General features: G+C 45.3%; 24 protein-coding genes and 1 riboswitch. Of the genes, 9 read left to right on the forward strand and 15 right to left on the reverse strand.

All coding sequences use genetic code 11. The features are described from left to right. Positions 1–63: 63 nt before the first annotated feature. Positions 64–831, forward strand: coding sequence for a CPBP family intramembrane glutamic endopeptidase (locus tag Q9R36_RS22345; protein WP_311225878.1), 768 nt, complete (start codon positions 64–66; stop codon positions 829–831). A 57-nt stretch (positions 832–888) separates the two neighbouring features. Here the strand turns inward: Q9R36_RS22345 and Q9R36_RS22350 are convergent, their stop codons facing one another. Further along, entirely contained in the window at positions 889–1,143 is a 255-nt protein-coding gene (locus tag Q9R36_RS22350; protein WP_311225879.1) for a hypothetical protein, read from the reverse strand. Between the two features lie 100 nt (positions 1,144–1,243). Between Q9R36_RS22350 and Q9R36_RS22355 the strand changes: the two genes are divergently transcribed. Together Q9R36_RS22355 and Q9R36_RS22360 are read left to right on the forward strand one after the other, a co-directional pair. Continuing rightward, complete coding sequence (locus tag Q9R36_RS22355) at positions 1,244–1,693, forward strand: GNAT family N-acetyltransferase (protein ID WP_129612775.1); 450 nt, start codon at positions 1,244–1,246, stop codon at positions 1,691–1,693. 79 nt (positions 1,694–1,772) lie between these two features. Beyond that, positions 1,773–2,195: an organic hydroperoxide resistance protein gene (locus tag Q9R36_RS22360; RefSeq protein ID WP_009793666.1), complete on the forward strand. Its 423-nt coding sequence runs from the start codon at positions 1,773–1,775 to the stop codon at positions 2,193–2,195. Between the two features lie 44 nt (positions 2,196–2,239). Here Q9R36_RS22360 and map read toward each other — a convergent pair whose 3' ends face one another. Then, the gene (map, locus tag Q9R36_RS22365) at positions 2,240–2,986 is read right to left on the reverse strand and encodes a type I methionyl aminopeptidase (protein ID WP_009793665.1); all 747 of its coding nucleotides are present in this window, start codon (positions 2,984–2,986) and stop codon (positions 2,240–2,242) included. Positions 2,987–3,455: 469 nt separating this feature from the next. Between map and Q9R36_RS22370 the strand changes: the two genes are divergently transcribed. Continuing rightward, positions 3,456–3,671 carry a methionine aminopeptidase gene (locus tag Q9R36_RS22370; RefSeq protein WP_311225880.1) on the forward strand — a complete coding sequence of 72 codons (216 nt, stop codon included), beginning with the start codon at positions 3,456–3,458 and terminating at the stop codon, positions 3,669–3,671. Positions 3,672–3,815: 144 nt separating this feature from the next. Here the strand turns inward: Q9R36_RS22370 and Q9R36_RS22375 are convergent, their stop codons facing one another. Then, a complete protein-coding gene (locus Q9R36_RS22375) occupies positions 3,816–4,139 on the reverse strand; it encodes a winged helix-turn-helix transcriptional regulator (protein WP_009793662.1) in 324 nt (107 codons plus the stop codon). Positions 4,140–4,285: 146 nt separating this feature from the next. On the opposite strand from Q9R36_RS22375, the gene Q9R36_RS22380 reads away from it, so the two are divergent. Both Q9R36_RS22380 and Q9R36_RS22385 read left to right on the forward strand, forming a co-directional pair. Further along, complete coding sequence (locus tag Q9R36_RS22380; RefSeq protein WP_101547816.1) at positions 4,286–5,137, forward strand: VOC family protein; 852 nt, start codon at positions 4,286–4,288, stop codon at positions 5,135–5,137. Positions 5,138–5,221: 84 nt separating this feature from the next. After that, a complete protein-coding gene (locus tag Q9R36_RS22385; protein ID WP_009793660.1) occupies positions 5,222–5,638 on the forward strand; it encodes a VOC family protein in 417 nt (138 codons plus the stop codon). A gap of 50 nt (positions 5,639–5,688) precedes the next feature. Here the strand turns inward: Q9R36_RS22385 and Q9R36_RS22390 are convergent, their stop codons facing one another. Continuing rightward, complete coding sequence (locus Q9R36_RS22390; protein ID WP_009793659.1) at positions 5,689–6,540, reverse strand: SDR family oxidoreductase; 852 nt, start codon at positions 6,538–6,540, stop codon at positions 5,689–5,691. Positions 6,541–6,623: 83 nt separating this feature from the next. After that, positions 6,624–7,442 carry a squalene/phytoene synthase family protein gene (locus Q9R36_RS22395; protein ID WP_035402531.1) on the reverse strand — a complete coding sequence of 273 codons (819 nt, stop codon included), beginning with the start codon at positions 7,440–7,442 and terminating at the stop codon, positions 6,624–6,626. A 394-nt stretch (positions 7,443–7,836) separates the two neighbouring features. Here Q9R36_RS22395 and katA point away from each other — a divergent pair, with 394 nt between their 5' ends. After that, a complete protein-coding gene (gene katA / locus Q9R36_RS22400; RefSeq protein ID WP_009793657.1) occupies positions 7,837–9,288 on the forward strand; it encodes a catalase KatA in 1,452 nt (483 codons plus the stop codon). 819 nt (positions 9,289–10,107) lie between these two features. On the opposite strand, the gene Q9R36_RS22405 is transcribed toward katA, so the two are convergent. The 5 genes from Q9R36_RS22405 to Q9R36_RS22425 all read right to left on the reverse strand — a co-directional run bounded on the left by Q9R36_RS22405 (position 10,108) and on the right by Q9R36_RS22425 (position 13,403). Continuing rightward, on the reverse strand, positions 10,108–11,115 hold the full coding sequence (locus Q9R36_RS22405; RefSeq protein WP_009793655.1) for a DUF3231 family protein: 1,008 nt from the start codon (positions 11,113–11,115) through the stop codon (positions 10,108–10,110). A gap of 248 nt (positions 11,116–11,363) precedes the next feature. Then, the gene (locus tag Q9R36_RS22410) at positions 11,364–11,954 is read right to left on the reverse strand and encodes a hypothetical protein (protein ID WP_129612773.1); all 591 of its coding nucleotides are present in this window, start codon (positions 11,952–11,954) and stop codon (positions 11,364–11,366) included. Between the two features lie 22 nt (positions 11,955–11,976). Next, positions 11,977–12,309: an aminoacyl-tRNA hydrolase gene (locus Q9R36_RS22415; protein ID WP_022543897.1), complete on the reverse strand. Its 333-nt coding sequence runs from the start codon at positions 12,307–12,309 to the stop codon at positions 11,977–11,979. 25 nt (positions 12,310–12,334) lie between these two features. Further along, positions 12,335–12,610 carry a hypothetical protein gene (locus Q9R36_RS22420; RefSeq protein WP_094769513.1) on the reverse strand — a complete coding sequence of 92 codons (276 nt, stop codon included), beginning with the start codon at positions 12,608–12,610 and terminating at the stop codon, positions 12,335–12,337. A gap of 109 nt (positions 12,611–12,719) precedes the next feature. After that, complete coding sequence (locus tag Q9R36_RS22425) at positions 12,720–13,403, reverse strand: M50 family metallopeptidase (protein ID WP_148949419.1); 684 nt, start codon at positions 13,401–13,403, stop codon at positions 12,720–12,722. A 531-nt stretch (positions 13,404–13,934) separates the two neighbouring features. On the opposite strand from Q9R36_RS22425, the gene Q9R36_RS22430 reads away from it, so the two are divergent. Further along, entirely contained in the window at positions 13,935–14,912 is a 978-nt protein-coding gene (locus Q9R36_RS22430) for a quinone oxidoreductase family protein (protein WP_129612772.1), read from the forward strand. A gap of 39 nt (positions 14,913–14,951) precedes the next feature. On the opposite strand, the gene thiE is transcribed toward Q9R36_RS22430, so the two are convergent. The 4 genes from thiE to Q9R36_RS22450 all read right to left on the reverse strand — a co-directional run bounded on the left by thiE (position 14,952) and on the right by Q9R36_RS22450 (position 22,662). Next, positions 14,952–15,605 (reverse strand): thiamine phosphate synthase, encoded by a 654-nt coding sequence (gene thiE, locus Q9R36_RS22435; protein ID WP_094769516.1) that lies wholly within the window; start codon positions 15,603–15,605, stop codon positions 14,952–14,954. Beyond that, positions 15,592–16,425 carry a bifunctional hydroxymethylpyrimidine kinase/phosphomethylpyrimidine kinase gene (thiD, locus tag Q9R36_RS22440; RefSeq protein ID WP_311225881.1) on the reverse strand — a complete coding sequence of 278 codons (834 nt, stop codon included), beginning with the start codon at positions 16,423–16,425 and terminating at the stop codon, positions 15,592–15,594. The genes thiE and thiD overlap by 14 nt, the downstream gene beginning before the upstream one ends. Beyond that, positions 16,426–17,241, reverse strand: a complete 816-nt coding sequence (thiM, locus tag Q9R36_RS22445; RefSeq protein WP_050767298.1) for a hydroxyethylthiazole kinase — start codon at positions 17,239–17,241, stop codon at positions 16,426–16,428. A 77-nt stretch (positions 17,242–17,318) separates the two neighbouring features. Then, positions 17,319–17,432: riboswitch (TPP riboswitch) on the reverse strand. Between the two features lie 61 nt (positions 17,433–17,493). Continuing rightward, on the reverse strand, positions 17,494–22,662 hold the full coding sequence (locus Q9R36_RS22450) for an ATP-binding sensor histidine kinase (protein ID WP_148949417.1): 5,169 nt from the start codon (positions 22,660–22,662) through the stop codon (positions 17,494–17,496). A gap of 105 nt (positions 22,663–22,767) precedes the next feature. Between Q9R36_RS22450 and Q9R36_RS22455 the strand changes: the two genes are divergently transcribed. Then, positions 22,768–22,911, forward strand: a complete 144-nt coding sequence (locus Q9R36_RS22455; RefSeq protein WP_009793644.1) for an anti-repressor SinI family protein — start codon at positions 22,768–22,770, stop codon at positions 22,909–22,911. Here Q9R36_RS22455 and Q9R36_RS22460 read toward each other — a convergent pair. Continuing rightward, positions 22,898–23,602, reverse strand: a complete 705-nt coding sequence (locus Q9R36_RS22460; protein ID WP_009793643.1) for a response regulator transcription factor — start codon at positions 23,600–23,602, stop codon at positions 22,898–22,900. The genes Q9R36_RS22455 and Q9R36_RS22460 overlap by 14 nt on opposite strands. Between the last annotated feature and the right edge of the window lie 276 nt (positions 23,603–23,878).

Genomic DNA, 23,878 nt, shown 5'->3' on the forward strand with positions numbered 1-23,878 from the left:
TAAATGAACGAATTCAGTTTTGAACCGTCTTATCTTTGTACTTATAAATTTTAAGAGGTGTTCATGATGACAGAATTCTATATCTTTTGGCTGGCTTCGGTATTTGGAGCCATACTTGTCATTCCTTATCAGACCAAAATATTGCATGGCCGCATCCAGGAAGCGGCAGAAAAGCAGCCGAAAAAGAAGCTGCCTCCCCTCCCGGTGCTTGCACTGATTGGTGCAGTGCAGACTGGAGTCCTCCTGGGGGCAGCCTCATTTACAGGCACCTATCTGGCTCCAAAGACAGATTTGCAATGGCCGCTGCTGGACTATTATTTATATGGCACGAGGATATCTTTTTCAATATGGCCTGTTATGCTGCTTAGTATCCTTGGCGGTGCAGCATCCACCTTGGCAATCCTGCTGCTGGACCGGATATTCAGCAAAAAGATGCCTCAAGCGGAAGCGGAAACACCGACAAGAAAACAAGCTTTTCTTGCTTCCTTTTACGGCGGAATATCGGAAGAAGTGCTGATGAGGCTGTTTCTGATGACATTGGTTGTCTATATGCTTTCATTCCTGTCCAGTGGAGGCTGGATCTACTGGACTGGAATAATATTGGCTGCCTTCTTATTCGGTGCAGGCCATCTTCCGGCAAGCTATCAGATATACGGGAAATCACTCATCGTGACGCTGCGGACTATTCTCCTCAATATGGTGCCCGGCATCCTTTTTGGCTACTTATATTGGAAGTATGGGATTGAAATGGCCATGCTGTCCCATTTTTGTGCAGATATCGTCCTTCATGTCATCCTAGCCCCGCTTGCCGCAAATTCAAGGAAGCAGTAAGGACCAGCGATTCCTGCAGCTGAACACATTTTTAGATATGACAGCGGCAAGATGTATTTAGATTTCTTTAGGCAGTATGTACTCTTCCATCCAATCAGCAGACTTTCCTTCTGCAGTAAATCGTGCCGCATCCCGAAAACTTGGCGGGTACGGCCTGCTTCGAATATGCCCGCAAACATGCTGGAAGACATCTTCATATATAAGGGCATTACATTGCCTGAACCACTGTTCGACCGTTTCATTTCTAAAGCGGCATAATGGATAGCTGCTTTCTATTAACATTAGTATTTTAAAAACTTCTGTTTTTTCCATGCTTTCTCACCTGCTTTCTGCCTGATATCATCTTGGCAAATAATCGTGAAAGCTAAACAGAATTTATAATCATTTATAAACTGAAAAGAAAGGTGATAAGATGGCTGCTATTATAAAAATGCTGGAACAGCCTCCGCTGGACTTGCTGCTGCTGGCAGATCCTTCTGCTGAAGCTGTCAGGGACTATGCAGCTAAAGGAATTTGCTGGGGAGCGTACGAGGGGGAAGATCTGGCAGGAAGCTGCATCCTTCTTCTTACCAGGCCAAAAACAGCAGAGATCATCAATTTGGCCGTATATGAACACGCGCGGAGCCGTGGAATTGGGACACAGCTATTGAAGCATGCGATTAAGCATACAGAGTCATCAGGATGCCTTACCCTGGAAATCGGAACAGGGAATTCAAGCGTACAGCAGCTTGGATTATATCAGAAGCATGGATTCCGGATTACAGGAATCGATTTTGATTATTTCACCAGACGTTACCCTGATGAAATCTGTGAAAACGGAATAGTCTGCCGGGACATGATCAGGCTCAGCTTGCACTTTTGAACCTCAATATGTTTCCCCGGTTTCGCTTTTCGTGATTAGGGAACAATATAGTGAAAGAAAATGGACAGGAGTGAGGAACATGGACAAATTGTACACAGCAAAAGCAACGGCTGAGGGCGGACGCAGCGGGAAGGTACGTACTGATGACGGCAATCTTGATTTTAACCTATCCATGCCAAAGTCTTTAGGCGGAAATGGAACAGAAAATGGAACGAATCCTGAGCAGCTTTTCGCAGCCGGCTATGCCTCCTGCTTTGATGGTGCCCTTAATCTAGTAGCCCGGCAGGACCGTAAGAAAATTGAATCAAAGGTAACAGCTGAAGTGACAATCGGGAAAGAAAACGATGGCGGCCTTGCCCTTGCGGTGGTTTTGAATGCGGCAGTCAGCGGCGTATCCCTTGAGGAAGCGAAGGAGCTGACAGAAAAGGCACATGGTGTCTGCCCTTATTCCAGAGCTACAAGAGGCAATATAGAAGTTACTGTAAACACAGAAACCTATTAAGCGCGAAGAATCCCCCGGATGATCCGGGGGATTTTCCTATTCTTCTATAATGTAACAATGACCGGGCCTTCTTTGGTCACTATAAGGGTATGCTCGATTTGAGCGACAAAGCTTTTTTCTTCGGTAACGTATGTCCATCCATCACCAAGCTCCACTACTTCCTCAGCTGCTGTTGAAATGAACGGCTCAAACGCAATGACCATCCCCTCCCTGAGAAGCCCTGTATCCCATGAATCAAAATAATTAAGGACATGGTCAGGTTTTTCATGCAGTGAACGGCCGATTCCATGGCCAGTCAGGTTCATGATAACTGTAAATCCTTCATTGACAGCTGTCTGATGAACAGCTTTTCCTATTCCGTTCAGCTTTTTTCCCGGCCTGATTTTTTTAAGGCCGGCATCAAATGCCAGCTGGGCTGTCCTGCAAAGCTTTTTCAAGGTGTCATCAGCTTCGTCTCCTGCCACAAAAGAAAGGCCTGTATCCGCAAAATAGCCATTCTTTGATCCCGAGACATCTATATTGACCAGATCACCGTCCTTGATGATGCGGCTGCCCGGTATTCCGTGAGCAACCTCTTCATTTACACTGATGCATGTGTAGCCGGGAAAGTCATATTCTCCCTTTGGACCGGATATGGCCCCGTATTGTTCGAAAAGCCTGCCGGCATGCTCATCAAGCTCTTTTGTAGTAATGCCAGGCACTGTCTTCTCAATCAGTTCATCTCGGATTTTTGCAACAATGCTGCCGATCTCCTTAATTCCATTAATATCTTCTTCAGTTTTCACTATCATCTTTCGTGTTTCCCTTCTCTTTGAAATCTCTATATAAGATTACCACAAATTTTTTCTAATCAAAAACCATTATGAACAAGGTCTATCAGTGCATCAGATTGTTTTGAACTCATTATCGTAAAACTATGGTTAATATGTATTTCAGCAAAGCCAAGATCAAAGAAAAACGGCACCTGTATCAGGCTGCCGCATGTAACCGCATTCAGGAAACTGATATCCTAAAAAGAGGAGCCATGCTGGGTATATAGCTCCTCCTATTAGGGATTATCAAGATTGGGTATCCAATCCCTATCAGCATACTACCTCCTTTTTCGGATTGAGGCAAAAATGAATGTGCTGACAAGTAATTTTTTATGTTAAATACAAAAATCCCTTAACATTTCTAAATATTCTGAATATAATATAGAAAAATAAGGTATAAAAACATGCCGATGCTATAACAATATGTAAAGAAAAGGAGGTGAACAGCATGGGTCTTCTACAATCCATCCAGGACTGGCTGGCTGCAAGGGAAGAAAACCGGATTGCCGGGATGCGGGCGGTCGACAAATGCCCTGACTGCTTTGGCCGCGGGTTCAATGCGTTCCATGCAAATGAATATGTGTATTATACCAATTCACTAGAATGCCCTGGCTGCAGCGGAAGCGGGCTTTATTCAGCCTGGGAGGAAAACAGGCAGTTTTAGCGGTCTAGCTGAATTTGGGACAGGCATCGATATGCTTGGTCCATGCTTTTCCTCTCTTCTGCTGAAAAATAGAAAACAGCCAATTGCTGAGTTTACTATGATCTATACTCCATTTAATAAAAGCCATGCGGTTAAGCATGGCTTTTATTCGCCCCCGGTTTCCTCTATCCAATTCTGAGACCATTGTTCAATTTCATAGAGTACTGGTTTAAGCGCCTCCCCTTTTTGGGTCAGCGAGTATTCTATCCTGACGGGTTTTTCCGGAAATACCTGCCGATGGACTACACCTTGCTTCTCCAAATCCTTCAGCCGCTCAGACAAAACTCTGCCGCTTATAGAAATAGAAGATTCTATAGTGCAGAATCTTTGCGGCCCTTGTGAAAGCTGATATATGATCAGCCCTGTCCACCTCTGGCTGAGTATGCTCATAGCCTTTTCAAATCTGGGGCAAATCTTTGAAGCGTTCATCTGAATTCACTCCTATAGCTACAGTATACATAAAAAAAAACAATTATAAAATTTTTGCTTTTCGTATGGCATTCTTCTTGACTGAATGAAGTTATTTTCATACACTAACTTACATAAAGTAAGTAGATTACAAAGGAGCTACTATTATGAATTTCCATGAAGCACCACTCACTTATGCTTCCCAAATAACACTCAAGGTCAGTGACCTTGAAAGATCGATTCTTTTTTATAAAGAAATAATCGGGTTAAAAGTGCTGCGGGAGGATACAGGAAGTGCTGAACTTACTGCTGACGGTAAAACAGTTCTGATTGTACTGGTGCAGCCGCCAGCTATAGAACAAAAGTCAGCCAGGTCTGCAGGCCTCTACCATTTCGCCCTCCTGCTCCCGGACCGCCCATCTCTCGCGTCAGCACTGGCACATCTGATCCAGACCGGCTGGCCTTTGCAGGGTGCTTCCGACCATCTTGTCAGTGAAGCGATTTATCTGGCCGACCCTGACGGAAATGGGATTGAGATATACGCGGACCGGCCCACAGAATCCTGGACCTGGGAAGGCGGAATGGTCAGGATGGACACTGCTGCACTGCATGCCGGGGAGCTCCTCGCCATGGAAGAAAAGATGCCTTGGAAAGGAATTCCGGGAGATACCATCATGGGCCATATTCATCTGCATGTGTCGGATCTGAAAGCAGCTGAAGAGTTTTATGTAAAGGGGCTGGGCTTCAATATTGCAGCTGAATACGGCGGGCAGGCTCTCTTTCTTTCCACAGGGAACTATCATCATCATATTGGCATTAACACATGGAATGGGATTGGTGCACCGCCGGCCAGAGAAAATGCACCAGGTATGAAAGATTTTAAATTGCTCTATCCCGATACAAAATCAATCAGAGCAGCAGCAGAAAGGATCAGGAAGCTGGGCCAAAATGCTGAAATTCAAGGAGAGTTGGTTTTAACTGCAGATCCTTCAGGGAATAGGATTATATTATCACTCTAATTGGGTTAAAAAAATGAAATATTATTGTTAGCCTGCGTTTCTTTTTCACTCAGCTCTTATCCCAGAGATTAGGAGGAAGCTGGAATGATTTATGAAATGATAGCAGAGATTAAAATTCCCGAACTTAATGAAGGAATCGTTTGGTACAGTCCTTTTTTCAATAGAAAACCGGATCTGCTGCGGGATGGCGGCTTTGCAGAATGGTCTGTTGCTCCCGGCTGCGGTTTCAGGCTGGTCCAGGGACAGCCTGATTCAAAGAACAGCCTGCTCCGTTTAGGGGTATACAATCTTGAAACCGAGCTAAAACGCCTGAAGAAAGAAATCGGCATTGAGGTTGACGATCTTCAGATCAAAACCGAGCAAAGCATGCAAACCCGCTGGTGCACCATTAATGATCCCTGGATGAACAAAATTGGGTTATATGAATATTTAAATGAAAAACTCAAAAGCCAAGTGATTTTTTCTATACAGGATGATTGGAATGCTGCAGGTCCAGCTTAGATGTGAAGCTGGGCTGGATATGCAGTTTACATAATACATTTCTAGTCAACTTATTTATTGTTTGCCAGAATTCGCCAGAACAGCCTTTCCCAATTCCGCCATCCTATCCTGTCTTTCAGCTTCAGCGTGAAAGCTGTTCCCTTTCCTACTGGGTACCTCAGCCTTGTATTCTTTCTCCCGGCAATTTTCCCGCACAGCTCGGCCACTTCTGCGGGATCTCCGTATTTTTCAGAGCTTTTATTTAAATAATTTTCAAGCTGTGAATAGTATGCATAATAAGGAGAATCTGGCTGAAGAGACCGACTAGAAACCTTTTTACCTGTTGACCAGATGCCTGTATTGTATGAACCAGGTTCAATGAGAACAACATCAACATTAAAGGGCTTCATTTCAAGTCGGAGGCTTTCAGCCCACCCTTCGACTGCATGTTTGGAGGCGACATAGGGAGACAATCCCGGAAAACCCATTTTTCCGCTGATGCTGCTGATGGTGATGATCCTTCCCCTCTTTTGTTCACGCATATAAGGAAGGACAGCCTGAGTAACAGCAAAAACGCCAAATACATTGGTTTCAAACTGGCTCCTATATTCAGCAAGTTCAACTTCCTCTGCAAACCCTGCACCGGCAAATCCAGCATTATTAACCAGGAGATCAACTGAGCCAAGACCCTCCAGGTAGGTGCGGAACCGGAGAATAGATTCATCTGAAGCTACGTCGAGCTCATGCAAGTTTATATTATCCACTGCCCCTGCCTTTTCAGCCTGTTTCAGCAGTTCTGCAGAGCTGGACTTGTCCCTCATTGCAGCTGTCACGCTATAGCCCATTTTTGCGAGCTCAATGGAAATTAGAAGCCCGAATCCCCTGGATGCCCCTGTAACAATGGCATTCTTTTTCCCGTTCATTCTCTTTCATCCTTTCCTTCGGTACACTTAGATTAGAGCACAGCAAAAAAAATCCGGCCAGGCCGGCCGGATTTTTTTATTGTCTATTCTGCGACCACTTGTTTGACCGTTGCATTTACACTTTCGCGATTCATCTTTTCCTTGCCTTCTGACAAGGCAGAAAGGGTCCCATGTGCAAGTGCAAGCGGAATCCTGCAGAAATTCAGGATCGGGGCAGACTTGATATCTTTTATATATGCATCTGCAAGTGCAAGATTCCTGCGGGCGTAACTGAACATCTGGTCATTGTCCCAGCCATCGGGATAAAAGCTAACGCCCCGCTCTTTATCTTCGATTTTGTTGCGGAGGATATTGACAGATTGGAGACCGCGGCCAAATGCAATCGCCAGGTCCTTTTTCGTTTCTGTATTATCATGCCATTTCCAAATGTCGGAAAGCATGACGCCGACAAGGCCCGCCACATAAAAGGTATAGTCATCGAGATCTTTTTCGTCCCTGATATTCCAGCCCTTCATCGTCCAGTCAGCCATGCCCTTTGCCATTGTGCTGGTAGAATCAAGAACCTTTTCTTTGATGCTTGCTGGACAAAGCCTGATCCAGTCATACAGGCGCAATGTCACTTCAGGCAGCTTGGATTTATACGGCTTGAAAAGGGATTTCATATCCTCGGCATTTACAGGCTTCTTCAGCAATTCACTGATTGAACGCAAAAGGTGGTCCTTTGACTCCGCTTCAAGTTCGGGATGGTCTTCAATCTCATCTATAGCCCTCATGCATAAATAAGCGGATGAAACGGTTTCCTTCAGGCCCGGGGACAGATAACTGATCGGGATCAAAAAGGTCCGGCTTGTCTCTTTCAGCATTTCATAGGCTTCTTCATGTAGCTTGGCAGTGTCATTCATATCCAATGTTCCCTTCATAATAGAAATATCTATCTTAAATCCTACCATAAAATCATCTTTTTGTTATGTAATAATACTTCCCAATCAAAATATTGGCTGAAAGGCAGGAATTTTATCATACATTCCTGGCTAATACCCCTTTATGCAGGATAGTAACCCACATGTACTATTGAAGGAAACGGGTGGAAAAAGCCCATAAAGTAATGAGCTCTTCCATTTTGGCATAAAGATATTTTAAGCGAAATAGATATCTTGTTAAAACATTTAAATGTCTATCTCTTTAAATCTCTTACTTATTAATAATTATTATAAAAAAGTATTGATTTTTTATTGAGAAGTGATATCATTGATTACATGGAACAAGCAATCTATTAAACTAAGAGGTGATGTTTTGATGACAAATAATAAACTGACTACAAGCTGGGGCGCCCCTGTTGGCGACAATCAAAATTCAATGACGGCTGGATCCCGCGGGCCGACCCTTATCCAGGATGTACATCTTCTTGAAAAACTGGCCCATTTTAACCGTGAACGTGTACCTGAGCGTGTGGTCCACGCCAAAGGAGCAGGTGCGCATGGCTATTTTGAAGTCACAAATGACCTGACTACATATACAAAGGCTTCATTCCTTTCTGAAGTCGGCAAGCGCACTCCGCTGTTTATCCGTTTCTCCACTGTAGCGGGGGAGCTCGGTTCAGCAGATACAGTCCGTGACCCGCGCGGTTTCGCTGTGAAATTTTATACAGAGGAAGGCAATTATGACATCGTCGGCAATAACACACCTGTTTTCTTTATCCGGGATGCGATTAAATTTCCTGATTTCATCCATACGCAAAAGCGTCATCCGCAGACACATCTGAAGAATCCGAATGCTGTCTGGGATTTCTGGTCCCTTTCACCTGAAAGCCTTCATCAGGTAACCATCCTGATGTCTGACCGCGGCATCCCTGCTACATTAAGGCATATGCACGGTTTCGGAAGCCATACCTTCAAATGGGTCAACCAGAAAGGCGAAGGTGTCTGGATCAAATACCACTTCAAGACTGAGCAGGGTGTTAAAAACCTGGCGCCTGAAGCTGCTGCGAAAATAGCCGGGGAAAATCCCGACTACCATACTGAGGATCTCTTCAATGCGATTGAAAATGGTGATTATCCTTCATGGAAGCTTTGCGTGCAGATCATGCCGGAAAAAGATGCTGAAACATACCGTTTTGATCCGTTTGACGTAACGAAAGTGTGGTCCCAGAAGGATTATCCTCTTATCGAGGTAGGCCGGATGGTATTGAACAAAAATCCTGAAAACTATTTTGCGGAAGTAGAGCAGGCAACCTTCTCTCCTGGCACTCTTGTCCCGGGTGTTGATGTTTCTCCTGATAAAATGCTGCAGGGGCGCCTGTTCGCTTACCATGATGCACACCGCTACCGTGTAGGTGCGAATCATCAGGCACTGCCGATCAACCGTGCCCGGAATGAAGTGAATAATTATCAGCGCGACGGCCAGATGCGTTTTGACTCAAATGGCGGCGGATCAGTCTACTATGAGCCAAACAGCTTCGGAGGCCCTAAAGAAACACCGGAAAATAAGCCCGCTCCTTTTGCCGTAACAGGTGCTGCGGACAGCGTTTCTTACGACCATAATGATCATTACACACAAGCTGGAGATCTTTACCGGCTTATGAGTGAAGAAGAGCGTTCCCGTCTTGTGGAAAATATCGTCGGTGCCATGAAGCCTGTTGAGAGCGATGAAATCAAACTTCGCCAAATTGAGCATTTCTTTAAAGCAGATCCTGAATATGGAACTAAAGTAGCAGAAGGACTGGGCCTGCAGGTGCCTGTAAAAGCATAAATCCTTGTCTGAATCTGCCCTTCTCTATTCTCAATAATCGACAATATTCTCAATTACAGGCACCTGCTTCGGCCGGTGCCTGTAATTATTTTATGAAAAGGCTCATCGCATGAATGGCTGTTATTTTGCCATTCATAACTGAATAAGGAAATCCACAGGTTGAAAATAAGTGGAGTCATTCCGGCTATCAGCTGAAAAACTTGAAAATGGGCAACTTCGCTCTGCTTTATCGGAAATCCTCCGCTTTTTACACCCGCCAGAGTTATAGTCAGCAGCCTAACCGGAGAATCTACGCTTATTTTAAGGCTTGCTGGTCAAAAGACCGGATTGTGAATTGCTTCTTAAAGAATGGTCATTCGTACAAGCTGCTGAAGCAATATAACCATCCACAGGAGAGTAAATCCACGAAATGAGCCTCTGGCGACAATCTATCATGATCTTGAATTGTATGTGGAACTGCAGATTTGGACGAACTTCCTTATGGAACCGCCCCTTCTTCGGAACATGCAAGGAATGTGAAGATGCACTTGTCTCAGAATAATCAATGCTGAATGAGAAGGTGAAATTAATGATTAAGAAGATATGCCCTAAATGCCAGACAGCTGAAAAACAATTGAAGCACAGCATAATCTGCAAGTGCGGCAGCCGGCTGAGGGCGAAGAATTAATACGAAGAATGGTGTTTTAATATGATGATCATAGAATTTCCTGAATGCCGGGCCAGCCAATAGAAGCACGATAAATAGTGCTCTTTTATTGGCTGGCTAATTTTATGCAGGGCACCGCCGAAACTTTAAAAGATGTAATCAAGACCAGCAGATCATTTCCCGGCAAGTTCATCTCTTTCTGGACATGGCGGCGGCTGTTCGAACCATTTGTTTTGGATAAGCAGGTCAAGTCCGTCCTCTGAATAGGCTGTTGTATCTGCAAAGCATCTCATATAATAAGACGCAACATCCCTCCTCAGTGTCATGGACAGTGCCTGCCCGTAGCGTGCCACCCCCAAGGCATTGAGAGTAGAAACCAGGAAAAGCATCAATTGATCTGAATACGGAGCATCAGTAGATTTTGTTACTTTCGAGTCCCAGGTCATCCCATTTGGCACCAGGTCCTCTTCAAGCAGGCTCTGTACTTTAGAAACAAATTCTGAAGCAAGTTCCCTGCCCCTTATGAAATATTCTTTTATTTGCGGGTCTCTTACGGTTTGGATGAACCCTGTAAGCAGCTCCTTGCCCATCTGGTTGGTGATGCCGTTATCAAACAGCTGGGCGGCTTCGATGGCAAGAAGCGGCCTTCTTTTTCCCATCCACCCCTTGACAAAGCTATGTTTTTCTACGATATCAAGCTTGTCTGGATATGGGATATAAGGAGGCCGCACAAATATCCCCTTCCCTTTCATGGTATCAAGAATCTCTTTCAGCACATGGTTAGCTTCCTCATAGAATTCAGAATAGAGTATGAAAACATCTTCTCTGGAAGAAATGTTCAGGCCCATGGTATGGGAAAGGACTGCAAACCTTGCTGCATTAAGCATGACATCACAATAAAACATATCGGTATATAGGCGGGCAGCATTCAGGTTAACATGCTGGTCAGCCGGAAAGGCACGGGGCACCGGAATATTTTCCTTGGCAAACAGCTGTGCCACTCTTTCCATATGGCTTTCCGCCAATTGGATGGTATGCTCCAGGCAAGCCTTGATATCCTGGTCGTCCACTCGCTGGAAAAAATGATATATCAAACAGATGGTTGCGCTGTCGTCCATATAAGTGTTCCACAAGTAAGCTATTTCAGCACTGGTCAGCCTTGGGTCATGATGTAATTCCATCTTCCGATCCTCCTTTGATAATTGTAGTATGTGCGAATGGTTTAAAGAAATTACAGTAATATGGAATTAAATTGGGAATCATTATATTTAAATTGAGTCAGCAGAAATCTTTTACCATTGAATTTTGCTCAAGTTTGCATATAAAAAACGCCCGGGAAGATTCCGGGCGCTGCCTTTGGGATTATATTTAATGATTTAATCAGATGTTTTCTCTGAAATTTAAATTCTGACCAGCTTGTTCCACTGTATTATTTAAATTTACCTGCTGGAACCTTTCTGGATAAAAAAGTGATGGCGAGCAGCAGAATAATAAACAACAGTGCCGTTAAAAAACTGCTTTCTCTGAAAACATTTTCAGCAAGCCTTTTTATTTTGTGAATGAGAGGCTCTTTTACTGCTTCCTCACGTTCATCCCTATATTGAACATGTTTGACAGTCGAGCCGGACATGACAGGCTCCCATCCATTCTTGCCTTCTTCGAGCCAAATTTCTATTATATCCCCCTTTGCGATATCCATCGGTGCAGGACCGGTGAATTGGTCAGCCATCCAGGAAGGAATATAATGATAATAAACCTCTAAGGCTACGTCCTGGTCAAAGCTGCCGGGCGCTTTTATTACTTCTGAGGGTAAAAGGGTCATTTTCCTGATCTGGAGAAATTTTTCGTTTGGCAAATCCTGAAAGAACGCATCTTTTTCCACCTTGCCAACGATATGCAATGGAGCCTGAAGCTTCATTTCTTCCACTTCAGCTGGATCGGGTGCAGCGAGAGCCTCTTCTCCTTCGTTTAAAATGAATAGAGCAAGAAGAACAGTTAAGGCCCTGAAGATGGTTTTCATGAGAACCTCCCTATATATAAGCTTATTTATACAGCCGAAGATGCCCGACGATCATTTTGGCTTCTTCTTTATCCATCGGCGGCAGGGCTGATGCAGTGAGGCTTCCGGGAGCAACCTCTGTCCTTCCGGCATCTTTGATTGTTACATAGCCTTTCTCTTCAAGTTTCTTGAGCTCTGCTTCACGGCCGGAGAGCATAATTTTTGTTTGTCCGCTCATCAGCCATTCTTTGAAAAGTGGTTCTTCCATATAAGTGAGCACACTTATGGCTGCTGCATGGGCAGCCTGGGCAGCAGCTTTCCCGGCAGACATTTTCAAGTCAGAGTTAATCACATAATATTGCACAATTTGTTTCATATTGACCCTCATTTATTTCGTTTAGTTATATTCCAGCTCCGAATACATCCATGATTAAAGAGACTGCCAGCGGGCCAACGAAAATGGCAATGATCAGCCAGACACCAGTTTCCATGCGTATTTCCTTTTTATCCAAAGACAGCTTTTTCATAGCAAAGTCGGTTAATAGCAGGATGAACCCGATGGTGACGAAGATGGATAAGGTCTTCAGGGAATGCGGCTGGATATTTTCATAAGCAAAAGCAGCAGCCAGCCCTGACGAGACAAGGATAGCTGGATTAATAACAGTCGTCAGTTTCATAGGTCCTCCACTTTTTTTCAGATGGTTTTTAACTGGTTGATTTTGTAAGTTCCCTTGTTTTCTCATAGTAATGCATATGTGAAATTCTGTCCAGATAAGAAATTCTTTTTTAATAGCGGCTTAATTTAAATATGCCTTTTTTTATGGACAAATAAAAGAACCAAATCGCCTGCAGGAAGAACAAGGTCCCAAATACTTGTGCAGGAAGCAAAAGAGAAGCAGAAAGATTGGTTGCATCCCCTGCTGCCTGAGGAGACATCAAGCTCAGCAGCATGATCTCAAAGGCACTTGTGACGGATTCAACGAGCATGATCGATGCGATCAGGAGCAGGACATTTTGTATGAGCGAAGGGCTTCCTTTCTTTAAAAGAAAAGCAAAGCCGGCACCAAAAGAAATCAGCCAGAAGATCCCGTAAGCATTCCGCACCCAGAAAACCAGGTTAAGAATGATAAAGCCGAGCAGAATCAGAATCAGCACTTTGTCCTTTTTCTTCCCCAGCAGCCAAAAGGCGATAAAAGCCATAAAAGATGAAAAAACATATCCGGCAGCTCCAGTAAACACTCCCCCGAACCAATTAGAATGTCTTGTGTATGTGACACCTTCTGTATTGGCAAAAAGGGAGATATGATGGACTTCTCCCCCGAACAGGGCTACAAGCGCATGGCCGGATTCGTGGATGAGCGTATTGATGATGCCTGAATAGTCGCCGATGACCGGCATTCTTGTAATAAGGACGGCCAGTATTAAAAATATAAAAAACCGCCAGCTGAATTTGCTGCGAATAAAATTCATCCTTAGTCCTCTTTTCCTGGTATTCTTAGAGAAAATTATACCGGATATAACTTTAAAAAGCTTTTGTGGCTATTACTTTTTAAGTCTCTAAAAATGCTAACTATATAAACCACTTTGCCTGCAGCCTTATTTTAAGTTAGCTTTTCCATGCAGGCTGCTGATTTCCGTTCCAGGCACTTCGCTTTCCGCGGGGCGACGCTGAGCCTCCTCAGAGCAAGCTCTTGCGGGGTCTCAGCCTTGCCGCTATCTCCCGCAGGAGTCTGCGTGCCTCCACTGCAATCAACAGGGTTTAATAATTTTGTTGGCTAGTTTTCAGTGATAAACTGGGTAGTTCCTCCACGGCTGGATTGGCTGTACTAAAAATATTTCACTTACTTCTATAAGGAAATAAATAACTTTCCCCCGAAATCCCTTCATTTTGTCATCTAGTTACATAAGTTTTTCTTATGATTAACTATAATATTCTGATCATTCCTCACTTTCTTTTCAAAAGTTAAAATAGATAATAGCAGATACATAAGGAGGTTTATTATGAAGGCGATACATGTTACAGCGTATGGCGGCCCAGAGAATATGATTCTGGCAGAAGCTGAAAGGCCGGTGCCTGCTGCAGGGGAAGTTCTGATAAAAGTGAAGGCGGCCAGTGTGAATTTTGCCGATATCAAGACGAGATACGGAAAAAAAGGAGGCGGTCCACTCCCTTATATCCCGGGTATAGACTGTACCGGCACGATAGAAGCTTTAGGGAACGGTGTGGAAGGTCTTATTCCAGGTCAGCGGGTAATTGCGTTTCCTTCTAAAGGATCTTATGCCGAATATGCCCTTGCCCCAGCCATGCTGACCTTCCCCATCCCGAAAAGCATTTCAGATATACAGGCTGCAGCATGCCCGATTGCCGGAATAACGTCACTTAAGCTGCTTGAAGATATAGCACGAATCCAGCAAGGAGAAACCGTACTAGTGCATGCCGGCGCTGGCGGAGTCGGGACTACAGCCATTCAGCTTGCCAGGATACTTGGCGCTGGAAAAGTAATCACAACGGCTGGTTCCCCTGAAAAAACAGCATATGCCTTGGAAGCAGGAGCCGATTACGGAGTGTGTTATACAATCGAAGATTTTCCTGCAAAAGTAATGGAATGGACAGAAGGTAAAGGGGCTGATGTGATCCTTGATTCTGTTGCCGGTACAGTGACAGAAAAAAGTCTGGATTGCCTTGCACCTTTTGGAAGGCTTGTCAATTTCGGCAATGCTTCGGGAAATGCCGGAACTGTAGAGACAAATGATCTTCACAGCAGCTGCCGCTCCCTCCTTGGCTTCAGCTTTGGGACGGTGCGCAAAAAGAGGCCGCATCTTGTAAGGGCTTCAGCTGGAAAAATTATCGGTTTGCTGGAAACCGGCCGGCTCAGCATGAAAATTGGAGAAACTTTCAGCTTGTCTGAGGCAGCGGAGGCCCATACCAGGATAGAGAGCAGGCAGAGCCTGGGGAAAACTGTCCTGATAATAGACTAAAGATTCATAGCCTGCACCTATTTGCAGGCTATGAATCTTCTATATCGTCACACTTCTTTTAAGGCTTGCAGCAGCTTCCTTTATATCTGCAGCCTGGCTGATGCTTGTTATGACAGAAACGCCGTCTGCCCCGGCCAGAATAACAGCACGTGCATTGTGCGGTGTGATTCCGCCTATTCCTACAACTGGTATTGTGATAGCAGACTCTCTCAATTCCTGTATGAGAGCCATTCCCTGAACCGCCTTGGCATCTGCTTTTGTTGACGTCGGATAGATGGGGCCAAGACCCAGATAATCTGCGCCAGCCCTGACAGCTTCGTTCGCTTCCACAAGTGTATGGGCAGATACCCCCAAAATCTTATCCCCGATTTTCTCCCGTACTGCTTCGGCCGGCTCGTCCTCCTGCCCAATATGGACGCCGTCTGCGCCGATTTCACATGCCAGTTCTATGTCATCGTTGATGATAAAAGGAATGCCCCCTGTCCTGCACATCCGCTGAAGCTGCTCTGCAAGCACGTATTTTTCTTGCCTGCCAAGACATCCTGCCCCTTTCTCCCTGTACTGAAAAAGGGAGATCCCGCCTTTAATCGCCTCTTTCATAACCATATCCGGATTCTTAGTGCAGTTCGTACTTCCCATGATAAAATAGACCTTTAACAGCTCTTTCATTCTTTGACTGTCAATTCGCGCCATATGCCAAGCCCTCTGCTTTCTGTCTATTGTTATATGCCCAGTGGTTTGTCGGGCCGTGGCCGCTCCCAAGGAGAAGATCATCTTCGATGGCTGCCTGGATGAAGTCTTTTCCAAGCCGGACACTCTCCTTTACAGAAAGCCCCTTCGCCAGTCCTGCCGTGATTGCTGCTGAAAAGGTGCAGCCGGTCCCATGGGTATTGACTGTATCCACCCTCCTGCCTTCAAACACATCAAAGCTGCTTCCATCAAAAAGCAAATCATCAGCAGCTTCTTGATTTCCTGTTTCATGCCCCCCTTTAATGACTACATTGTGAGCGCCGAGCGCACATAATCTCCTGGCTGCTTCTTTCCGTTCGGCTAAAGAAGAGATTTTCATGCCGGTTATTGCTTCTGCTTCAGGAATATTAGGGGTGATGATTAGTGCGAGCGGGAGTAAATGTTCCTTCAGGGCTGCCATGGCGCTTTCCTGCAGGAGGCTAGCCCCTCCCTTGGCAATCATCACAGGATCGACGACCACCTTTGTCCATTGATAATGGCTGATAACAGCAGAAACAGCTTTAATGATGTCTGCATCAAAAAGCATGCCCGTTTTTAAAGCATCCGTCCCCATGTCGCTTCCAATGCTCTCTATCTGTTTACCTACAGCTTCGGCCGTCATCGGGAAGACCGCCTGCACGCCAGTGGTATTCTGAGCGGTGATTGCTGTCAGTGCTGACATGCCATAGACACCAAGTTCCTGGAAGGTCTTAAGGTCAGCCTGGATTCCGGCTCCGCCTCCACTGTCCGAACCCGCTATTGTCAATGCTTTGTTAATATTCATTTATATTTCTCCTTTGAGGACAGTAATGTCCGTCCTGTTTTCAAGATCCTCACCCTTAAGCAGGGCAAGGCTGTTAAGCAGCTCTATTTGAAAGGTTCCAGGTCCTTTGTTTCCCGCTGCTTCTGCAGCCATTTCTGCCGCTGCAGAGTATACAGCCAGCGCAGCCGCCGCGGCTTTCAGTGAGTCTGATTCAATTGCATGGAAAGCGCCTATCACCGATGACAGCAGGCAGCCCGTTCCTGTAACTTTCGTAAGGAGGCTGCTTCCGCCACTGATCCGGACAACTGTTATTCCATCAGAAATGATGTCCTCCTTCCCTGTAATAACAGTTACGGTGTTGAACAGTTTTGCAGCAAGAAGGGCTGTCTCTTCCGGGTTGCCGGCTTCCCCGCCGTCAACACCTTTAATTTCTCCTCCTTTTCCGGCAAGGTGAGATATTTCGGCTGCATTGCCGCGCAAAATGGAGATCGGCAGCTCTTCGAGAAGGTTTCTGCCTGTTTCAGTCCTGTAAGCTGTTGCACCTGCCCCGACCGGGTCAAGGATGATCGGCACTGAGTTTCTGCCCGCTGATTCTCCCGCAAGTTTCATAGATTTTACCACAGGGGAAGTAAGAGTGCCGATGTTCAGGACCAGCGCCCCTGCAATGCCGGCCATATCGGCAGCTTCTTCTGCAGCATGAGCCATGACAGGCGATGCCCCCAGCGCCAGCAGGCCGTTAGCGGTAAAATTGGTGACAACCATATTGGTGATATTATGTACAAGCGGCTTTTCAGCCCTAAGCTTTTCCAGCATCACTGCTATCTCTATTGTATTCATTCCCTTTTCTCCTTTCAGCAGCAAAAAAGCCAGGCCCTGAAAAGGACCTGGCAATTGTGCATAAAAATATAGCAAATAGTTCCACTTCGCTACTTTCCTACGCTGGCATCATCCAGATCAGGTCCAAAGGGTTAAAAAACGGGCCAGTTTTTCTCTCAGCCTGCTTTCCGCAGGCACCCCCAGTAGTTGCTTATTAGATTGACAATTACATAGTATCTTTTTTTGTCCCCGGCGTAAAGCGATAATCATTTACTAAACCATTTCTGCGGCAAAATGATAGATTGGCAGTTCAATGAAAACGGAAGTCCCTTCTCCTTCATTGCTCTCGGCCCAAACTTTACCATTATGCCTTGCGATGATTTCCCTTGTAATCGAAAGTCCGATGCCATTTCCGGCCATCCTGCTGTTACTGCTTGCCTTGGTATAGTTCCTGTCAAAAATAAATGGAAGCCTTGCAGCCGGGATGCCGCTGCCGGTATCTGACAGGCATATCCTGACACTTCCGCCCTGGGATGCCAGCCTGGCGCTAAGGATCAAACCGCCAGTCTCTGTATGCCTGATGCTGTTTGAGACCAGATTGGAGAAGGCCTGCAGAAGACGGGCGGGATCTGCCTCCACCAACGGAACATTCTCAACATTCGTGTTTTCCAGATCCAGGACAAAATAAAGTCCTTTCTTTTCGGCTTCAAATTTAAATTGCTTCCTAATATTGACCAGCATCTGGCCAAGGGGCAAATAATCCATCTCAAACCGTATTTGGCCAGCCTCCATACGGGAAAGATCAAACAAGTCGCGGATCAGGACATTCAGTTCATTCAGGCGGCTGATACTTCGCTGAAGAAATTCTCTTTTTTGCTCTTCTGATTCGGCAATACCCTCCTGCACAGCTTCTATATAGCCCTTAACGGCAGCAAGCGGAGACCTTAAATCATGAGAGATGTCTGATAATATAGTGTTCTTTGCCTGCCTTGAGCGGTCGAGTTCTTTATTGGCCCTCTCCAGGCGGATATTTGCTTCATTCAGCTCTTCGGTCCGCCGGGCAACCCTTGCTTCCATCCTCTCATACAGATCTGCATTTTCCAAAGATATGGCTGCCTGAGAGGCAATCAATTCAAGAACCCGGAGATTTTCTTTTGTGAATGCATGCGAAATCTGGTTGTTTTCCAGGTACATCATACCCTTTACTTCACCCTTATTCAGGATCGGCAGGCAAATGAGCGACTTCAACAGCATCCTTTTGACATAAGGATCCCCTGAAATCAGACTGTTTTCACAGGCATAATCAAGAATGATTCCTTCTCTGCTCAGCTCTGCAAGTTCTATTGCCTGTTCGGACAGCATTTCTCTTCCTTGGACCGGCTCGAAGCGTTTTGGCCGTTCACCCCCACCGGCATACTCCCCGATCGTCCAAATTCCATCCCGTTTAAAGAGCAGAATCCCCCTGTCTGCTCCGCTGTAATGCATGGTAACCTCCATTAGCCGGGCCAGCAGATTTTCAAGCACTACTTCCCTGGATATGCTCTGGGCGGCGGAAACAAGGGCATACTCATCAAACTGAATGGAATGACTGGTTTCCGGTTCCTTCGGTAAGGAAATTTTAACCTTCTTCCGAAGATCATCAGCCTTGGCTTCTGCACCCCAAAGGCGATAGCATTTAAAAGCTTCTGAGAAAAAGGAACTTGCCATCCTGCTATATCCCTGCGCAGAAAAGTATCGGCCTGCACATTCATTTGCAAGGGCAGCATCCTGCAGGAAGCCGTTCTTTTCGGCTTCCTGAATGCTTTCATCATAAATATTAAAAAGATTGGAATCCCTCTTGGCAATCCTTCGGTATTCTGCTTTTAAAAGCAAGTATTTATGACGGAAATTCGACGGGGAAAGAGCTGCCCAGCGTTTCATTTTTGATATAGAGTCCTTCAGTTTAGCCAAATGAAGAGCTTTTTTCTTTTTCTGCTTTTCATGTTCATAAAAACGGACAAGCCATAAACCATGATAGAAATGGTATTCAGGGACAATGACAAGCGTCAGCCTTTTGCTGATAAGCGGTGCCAGTTTCTGAATCAGTTCATCGGCATATTCAGTTTTCTGAAAAAGATAGCTCATCTGCAGCCGGATCGTATAATGGATGATTTTTGCAGAGTCATCATCGAGCACAGGAGTAAAGGTCCAGTCATGACTCTCTTTTTCCTTCTTCAAATAGAGGACCCATTCCTCCATCTCCGTCAAAAAACCGATTGAAATAGGATATTGAATCCTATTGACGAACATGATCTGATTCCGGATCCCATCCAGCGCCTCTTCAAGCGGCGATCCTTTCATAAATAATGTGATGACGATGAATGAACTATTAGCACCGGCAAGATGGATATTTCCTGCATCCAGGCAGTATCTCTGTGAATCCGTGAGGTGGTGGAGGTTTTCTGAAATCGGGTGTCTCCAGTGGCTGACAAAGCTTCCAAAGACAAACTGCACACGGCCTTTAATGCCTGTGACACCAAAATGCTGAGACAGTTTGATCGCCAGCCTGCCATAGTCGTAGCTGCCCTTGAAATCGCTGAATCCCGCGCTTAATATCAGGCTGTAATTATTGAATACAAGGGCACTTAAGTCGGTTAATCCGTTGTTGAGCGTATAGTTCAGTGCCTTCAGCATCAGCATGGTGGCAAGATTCTGGTCTGCATGGTAGGATGGAGCGTTCAGGTTGATGAGCGTCTGGAGGATTTGCCTTTTGTCCCGGTCCACCATTTCAGGAAGGGACATTATGTCTTCTTGTGATTTACCGCTTAAAGCAAATTTTGCACGGAGAAACTCCATCACAATAGCATGTTTGCCGATGCTTGGTGCAAAAGTGATTCCGTAAAGCTTAAGGCCTTCTATTCCTGAGCTGACCGCCTCTTTCACCCTGTGCATATGAGTGAATAAAGTGATTTGCAGATTATAAATTGATAACTTCTCATAATCAGTTTTTGCATTTTCAAGCACTATAGCGAAGGTTCTTTCAGCTTCAACCAATTTTCCTGTCAAATAAAAGCATTCACCAAGACCTTTGAATATGCGGAAAGTCAGTTCATATTTCCCGTTCCAATCTTCCCCGGCGAGCTTAAGTGCAGCCTGGAAATAAGAGAGCGCTTCCCGAAAGGCAGCAGCATCCTTGGCAAGTTCTCCTGCAGCGGCATTCCATTCTGCCAGCGGAGCCCTTTCTTTCATTTCAAGCTGTTCACTGCAGATATTCAAATGGTGGACAATCTGGAAAAGGCGTGACGGTGTATTCTCCTTCATGCCGACAAGCAGCCTGCCGATTTTCAAATGGGAGGCATTCTGTTCTTCCAGGTTCATAGACTGATAGACTGCCTGCTGGACGGTATCGTGAAGGAAGCTGTACTCTGTTGGCATAGCATTCACATAGCCGCTGGAATGAATATATTTATATAAAGGATCTCTAGGGAGAATAAAGCCAGATTCAAGGGCCAGCCAAAGAGATTCAGCGAGCCACCCTGGACGGTCTTTGAACAGGAGGGAAAGCGTTTTGAAATCAAATCTGTTGCCAAAGCAGGAGGCAGCCTTTAAAACCTCTTTTGCTTTTTCAGGCAGCTTCTGGAAACGCTCCAGCATAAAACCGGATATTCCGTCATCCACTGGCCTTTCCATTATTTTTCCGATATCAGCTTTCCATTTTCTTTCTGCTGGATCCCTGGTAATGAAGCCATCCTCAAAATATGAAAATAAAAGCTGGCTGATGAACAGCGGGTTGCCCCCGGTTATCCTGTGTAAGAGCCCTCCGAGTTCCAAAACCGTTTTCCCATCATCTCTCAGGGCATTTCCTACCCATGCATAAATCTCCTTTTGACTGAGCGTGCGAACCGGGATATGATGAATCTCTGCTGCTCCTTCTTCCAGCCTGGCAAGTGTCCTTCTTACTGGATGCCTGGACCCTGTTTCATTGTCCCTGTATGCACAAATAAGCATAAAATGGGGAATCATGCCCTTCAGCAGGAGATATTCGATCAGCTCAAGCGAAGCAATATCCGCCCACTGAAGATCATCAAGAAAGAGAACAAGCGGATGCTGTTCATCTGCAAACAGGCATATAAACTGGTGGATATGAAACAAAAATTGCTGATGGGCGTCGGCTCCATTTGGCCCTTCTTCAACCTGCTCTCCCATAAGCAAGCCCAGCTCTGGAAGGACTGAGAAAAGGACCGCATAATTTCCGGTAAAGCCGTCCTTCAATTTAGATGCCCACATCGCTCTGCGGCTTTCGCTCTCAAGCATTACCTGGAGAACGAGAGAACGGAATGCTGCAATGATCGGGGCATAAGGCATCTGCCTTTGCAGCATGTCATATTTTCCGGAAACAAAATAGCCTTTTTCCCGGATGAGCGGCTTTTGGATCTCGTGTACAAGAGCCGTCTTTCCCATCCCCGGTGAACCTGGCAGGAACACGGCGCCTGTACCCCCCCGGCTGACCTCCTCAAAAACATGAAGGATTTGTGCTTTTTCATTGTCACGTCCATACAGCTTCCTTCCGGGTTCAAACAGCATACTATCATCGTCTTTCCCAAGTGGATAAACTTCTTGCCGCTTCCCGGACTTTAGATTTTCGAGGGCACGGAGAAGATCGGCGCGTATCCCGAAAGCGCTGCCGTATCGATTTTCAGGCATTTTTTCAAGCAGTTTCATGATGATTGACGCAATTACAGGTGGAAGATCAGGATTTGAATCACAGGGATTCTTCATACTTTTTGCCAGATGCTCGTACACAAGCTCAAGCGGTTCCTTCGCCTTGAAAGGCAATTCACCGGTAAATAATTCGTAAAATACTATTCCTGCTGAGTAGAAATCTGAACGATAATCAACTAGCCTGTTCAATCTTCCAGTCTGTTCAGGGGATATGTAAGGCAAATGAGCCAAATTGGCCAGGCTGGCAGCGTTCAAGGAAGGATGTTCTTCTTTTAATAGCGTCGACTGGCCGAAACCAGTAATTTTAATCCTGCCATCAACGGGGTTAAAAAGGATATTTCCCGGATTGACCGATTTATGGATAATATGCTGCTGGTGTACCTGCAGGATTGCCCCGGCCAGTTTTGCTGAAATGTCCAGCATCTCTGTAAGATCGGCATTCTTGATGCTGAGTTCACTTAGTGTTATACAAGGAAAGTATTTGCAGACCAGATATGGCTTTTTTAAGTGTATGATTAACTCTTCTGCTTTTAGGATGCTGTCTTCTTCCATTTCCTTTGTAAGCTGGTATTCGTGAACAAGAGCAGCAATCTCCATATCTGACAGCACATCGTTTTTATATGTCTTTATCAGCACCTGCTCCCTGCTTTTGACCGAGTAGCCTTTCAGGAAGATAAATTCTTCATTTGCAGTTTCTGCGGCAATCAGCTGGTATCCAGGTATATTAATGTTCTCAATCATAATGGTCACCCTCTTATTTAAGCGAAACTTTAATACGGCTTTAATAAAACTTTAACTTTCCATTTTATAATATAGCCAACGAGAAGAATGGTCTGGAGGTAAAGTATGAAGAAGGAAGAGAAAACGCTCTCTTATGAACAGGATTTGTATGAATGGATATGTTTGATGGCAGAAGCAAGAAAGCTTGGCATGACGGCTGAGGAAGTCAGGGAATTCTTCAAATCCGCCAAAAACCTCAACCTCCATTGAATTTATAGCCCATGCCCCTGACTGTGATAATATATTCCGGCCGGGCCGGGTCCTGTTCGATTTTCTTGCGGAGATTGCTGATATGGACCATAACAGTCCTGATATCCCCAAAGCTGTCTTTTCCCCAAATGGAATCGAATAAATGCTCTGCACTGAAGACACGGCCGGCATTTTCAGCGAGGCAGCAGAGCAGCTGAAATTCCTTTGCAGCCAGAGAGATGGGCTTTCCCTCCCTCGTCACTTCACAGCAGTCCCTGTCAATAGCCAGCTCTCCAAATATTAATGCCCGTCCATTACTAGCAGCCTTTGGGCTTCCTGACAGCTCTTTATATCTTCTAATATGGCTCTTTACCTTTGCAACGAGCACTGGCGGGCTGAACGGTTTCGTTATATAGTCATCGCCGCCTATCCTGTGACCTATTATCTGATCTATATCATCTTCCCTTCCACTAAGGAAAAGGATCGGAACCTTTGTCTTTGTTCTGATGATGCGGCAAACCTCAAATCCATCCATGTCCGGCAGCGCCACATCCAGGATGATCAAGTCCGGCTCCAGGCTTCCTGCCAGTTGCACCGCCTCTGCACCTGTTGCTGCAAAGGCAAGCCTAAAGCCTTCCTTAGATAAATAAGCCTTTTGAATATTCTGAATGTCAGGATCATCATCAACCAGCAGAATTAATTCACCAGTCATAGCACGCTTCCCCCTTTTTAAGCACAAGGAAAAAATTAACACTACTGATATATTATAGCACTCATTAGAGGTTTTATTGTATAAATCTTCTGACAGCAGGATTTATATGTTTGATGAGCTGGTCCCGGGGTAAAAAAGGAAGGAAAGCCAATCTATCGAAGGGACTGATAAACGATGAATCGATTAGCAGCGACTTCTGGTTTTGGCATCTTAATGGAAGGTTCTTTTGTTTTCCGTTCACAAGGAACCCTGGTGCTTAATCGGTGGACTTAGAAC

This window comes from Bacillus sp. AG4(2022) (genome assembly GCF_031844465.1).
GTDB lineage: Bacteria > Bacillota > Bacilli > Bacillales > Cytobacillaceae > Bacillus_AB > Bacillus_AB infantis.

Excerpts from the sequence above, each read along its gene's own strand:
- Q9R36_RS22410 (WP_129612773.1), bottom strand. The coding sequence starts at position 11,954 with ATGAAAACCATCTTCAGGGCCTTAACTGTTCTTCTTGCTCTATTCATT.
- thiM (WP_050767298.1), bottom strand. The coding sequence starts at position 17,241 with ATGAATACAATAGAGATAGCAGTGATGCTGGAAAAGCTTAGGGCTGAA.
- katA (WP_009793657.1), top strand. The coding sequence starts at position 7,837 with ATGACAAATAATAAACTGACTACAAGCTGGGGCGCCCCTGTTGGCGAC.
- Q9R36_RS22425 (WP_148949419.1), bottom strand. The coding sequence starts at position 13,403 with ATGAATTTTATTCGCAGCAAATTCAGCTGGCGGTTTTTTATATTTTTA.
- Q9R36_RS22360 (WP_009793666.1), top strand. The coding sequence starts at position 1,773 with ATGGACAAATTGTACACAGCAAAAGCAACGGCTGAGGGCGGACGCAGC.
- Q9R36_RS22385 (WP_009793660.1), top strand. The coding sequence starts at position 5,222 with ATGATTTATGAAATGATAGCAGAGATTAAAATTCCCGAACTTAATGAA.
- Q9R36_RS22455 (WP_009793644.1), top strand. The coding sequence starts at position 22,768 with ATGAAGAAGGAAGAGAAAACGCTCTCTTATGAACAGGATTTGTATGAA.
- Q9R36_RS22380 (WP_101547816.1), top strand. The coding sequence starts at position 4,286 with ATGAATTTCCATGAAGCACCACTCACTTATGCTTCCCAAATAACACTC.
- Q9R36_RS22450 (WP_148949417.1), bottom strand. The coding sequence starts at position 22,662 with ATGATTGAGAACATTAATATACCTGGATACCAGCTGATTGCCGCAGAA.
- Q9R36_RS22345 (WP_311225878.1), top strand. The coding sequence starts at position 64 with ATGATGACAGAATTCTATATCTTTTGGCTGGCTTCGGTATTTGGAGCC.
- Q9R36_RS22430 (WP_129612772.1), top strand. The coding sequence starts at position 13,935 with ATGAAGGCGATACATGTTACAGCGTATGGCGGCCCAGAGAATATGATT.
- map (WP_009793665.1), bottom strand. The coding sequence starts at position 2,986 with ATGATAGTGAAAACTGAAGAAGATATTAATGGAATTAAGGAGATCGGC.
- Q9R36_RS22370 (WP_311225880.1), top strand. The coding sequence starts at position 3,456 with ATGGGTCTTCTACAATCCATCCAGGACTGGCTGGCTGCAAGGGAAGAA.
- Q9R36_RS22415 (WP_022543897.1), bottom strand. The coding sequence starts at position 12,309 with ATGAAACAAATTGTGCAATATTATGTGATTAACTCTGACTTGAAAATG.
- Q9R36_RS22350 (WP_311225879.1), bottom strand. The coding sequence starts at position 1,143 with ATGGAAAAAACAGAAGTTTTTAAAATACTAATGTTAATAGAAAGCAGC.
- thiE (WP_094769516.1), bottom strand. The coding sequence starts at position 15,605 with ATGGCGCGAATTGACAGTCAAAGAATGAAAGAGCTGTTAAAGGTCTAT.
- Q9R36_RS22390 (WP_009793659.1), bottom strand. The coding sequence starts at position 6,540 with ATGAACGGGAAAAAGAATGCCATTGTTACAGGGGCATCCAGGGGATTC.
- Q9R36_RS22375 (WP_009793662.1), bottom strand. The coding sequence starts at position 4,139 with ATGAACGCTTCAAAGATTTGCCCCAGATTTGAAAAGGCTATGAGCATA.
- Q9R36_RS22405 (WP_009793655.1), bottom strand. The coding sequence starts at position 11,115 with ATGGAATTACATCATGACCCAAGGCTGACCAGTGCTGAAATAGCTTAC.
- Q9R36_RS22395 (WP_035402531.1), bottom strand. The coding sequence starts at position 7,442 with ATGAATGACACTGCCAAGCTACATGAAGAAGCCTATGAAATGCTGAAA.
- Q9R36_RS22460 (WP_009793643.1), bottom strand. The coding sequence starts at position 23,602 with ATGACTGGTGAATTAATTCTGCTGGTTGATGATGATCCTGACATTCAG.
- Q9R36_RS22355 (WP_129612775.1), top strand. The coding sequence starts at position 1,244 with ATGGCTGCTATTATAAAAATGCTGGAACAGCCTCCGCTGGACTTGCTG.
- Q9R36_RS22420 (WP_094769513.1), bottom strand. The coding sequence starts at position 12,610 with ATGAAACTGACGACTGTTATTAATCCAGCTATCCTTGTCTCGTCAGGG.
- thiD (WP_311225881.1), bottom strand. The coding sequence starts at position 16,425 with ATGAATATTAACAAAGCATTGACAATAGCGGGTTCGGACAGTGGAGGC.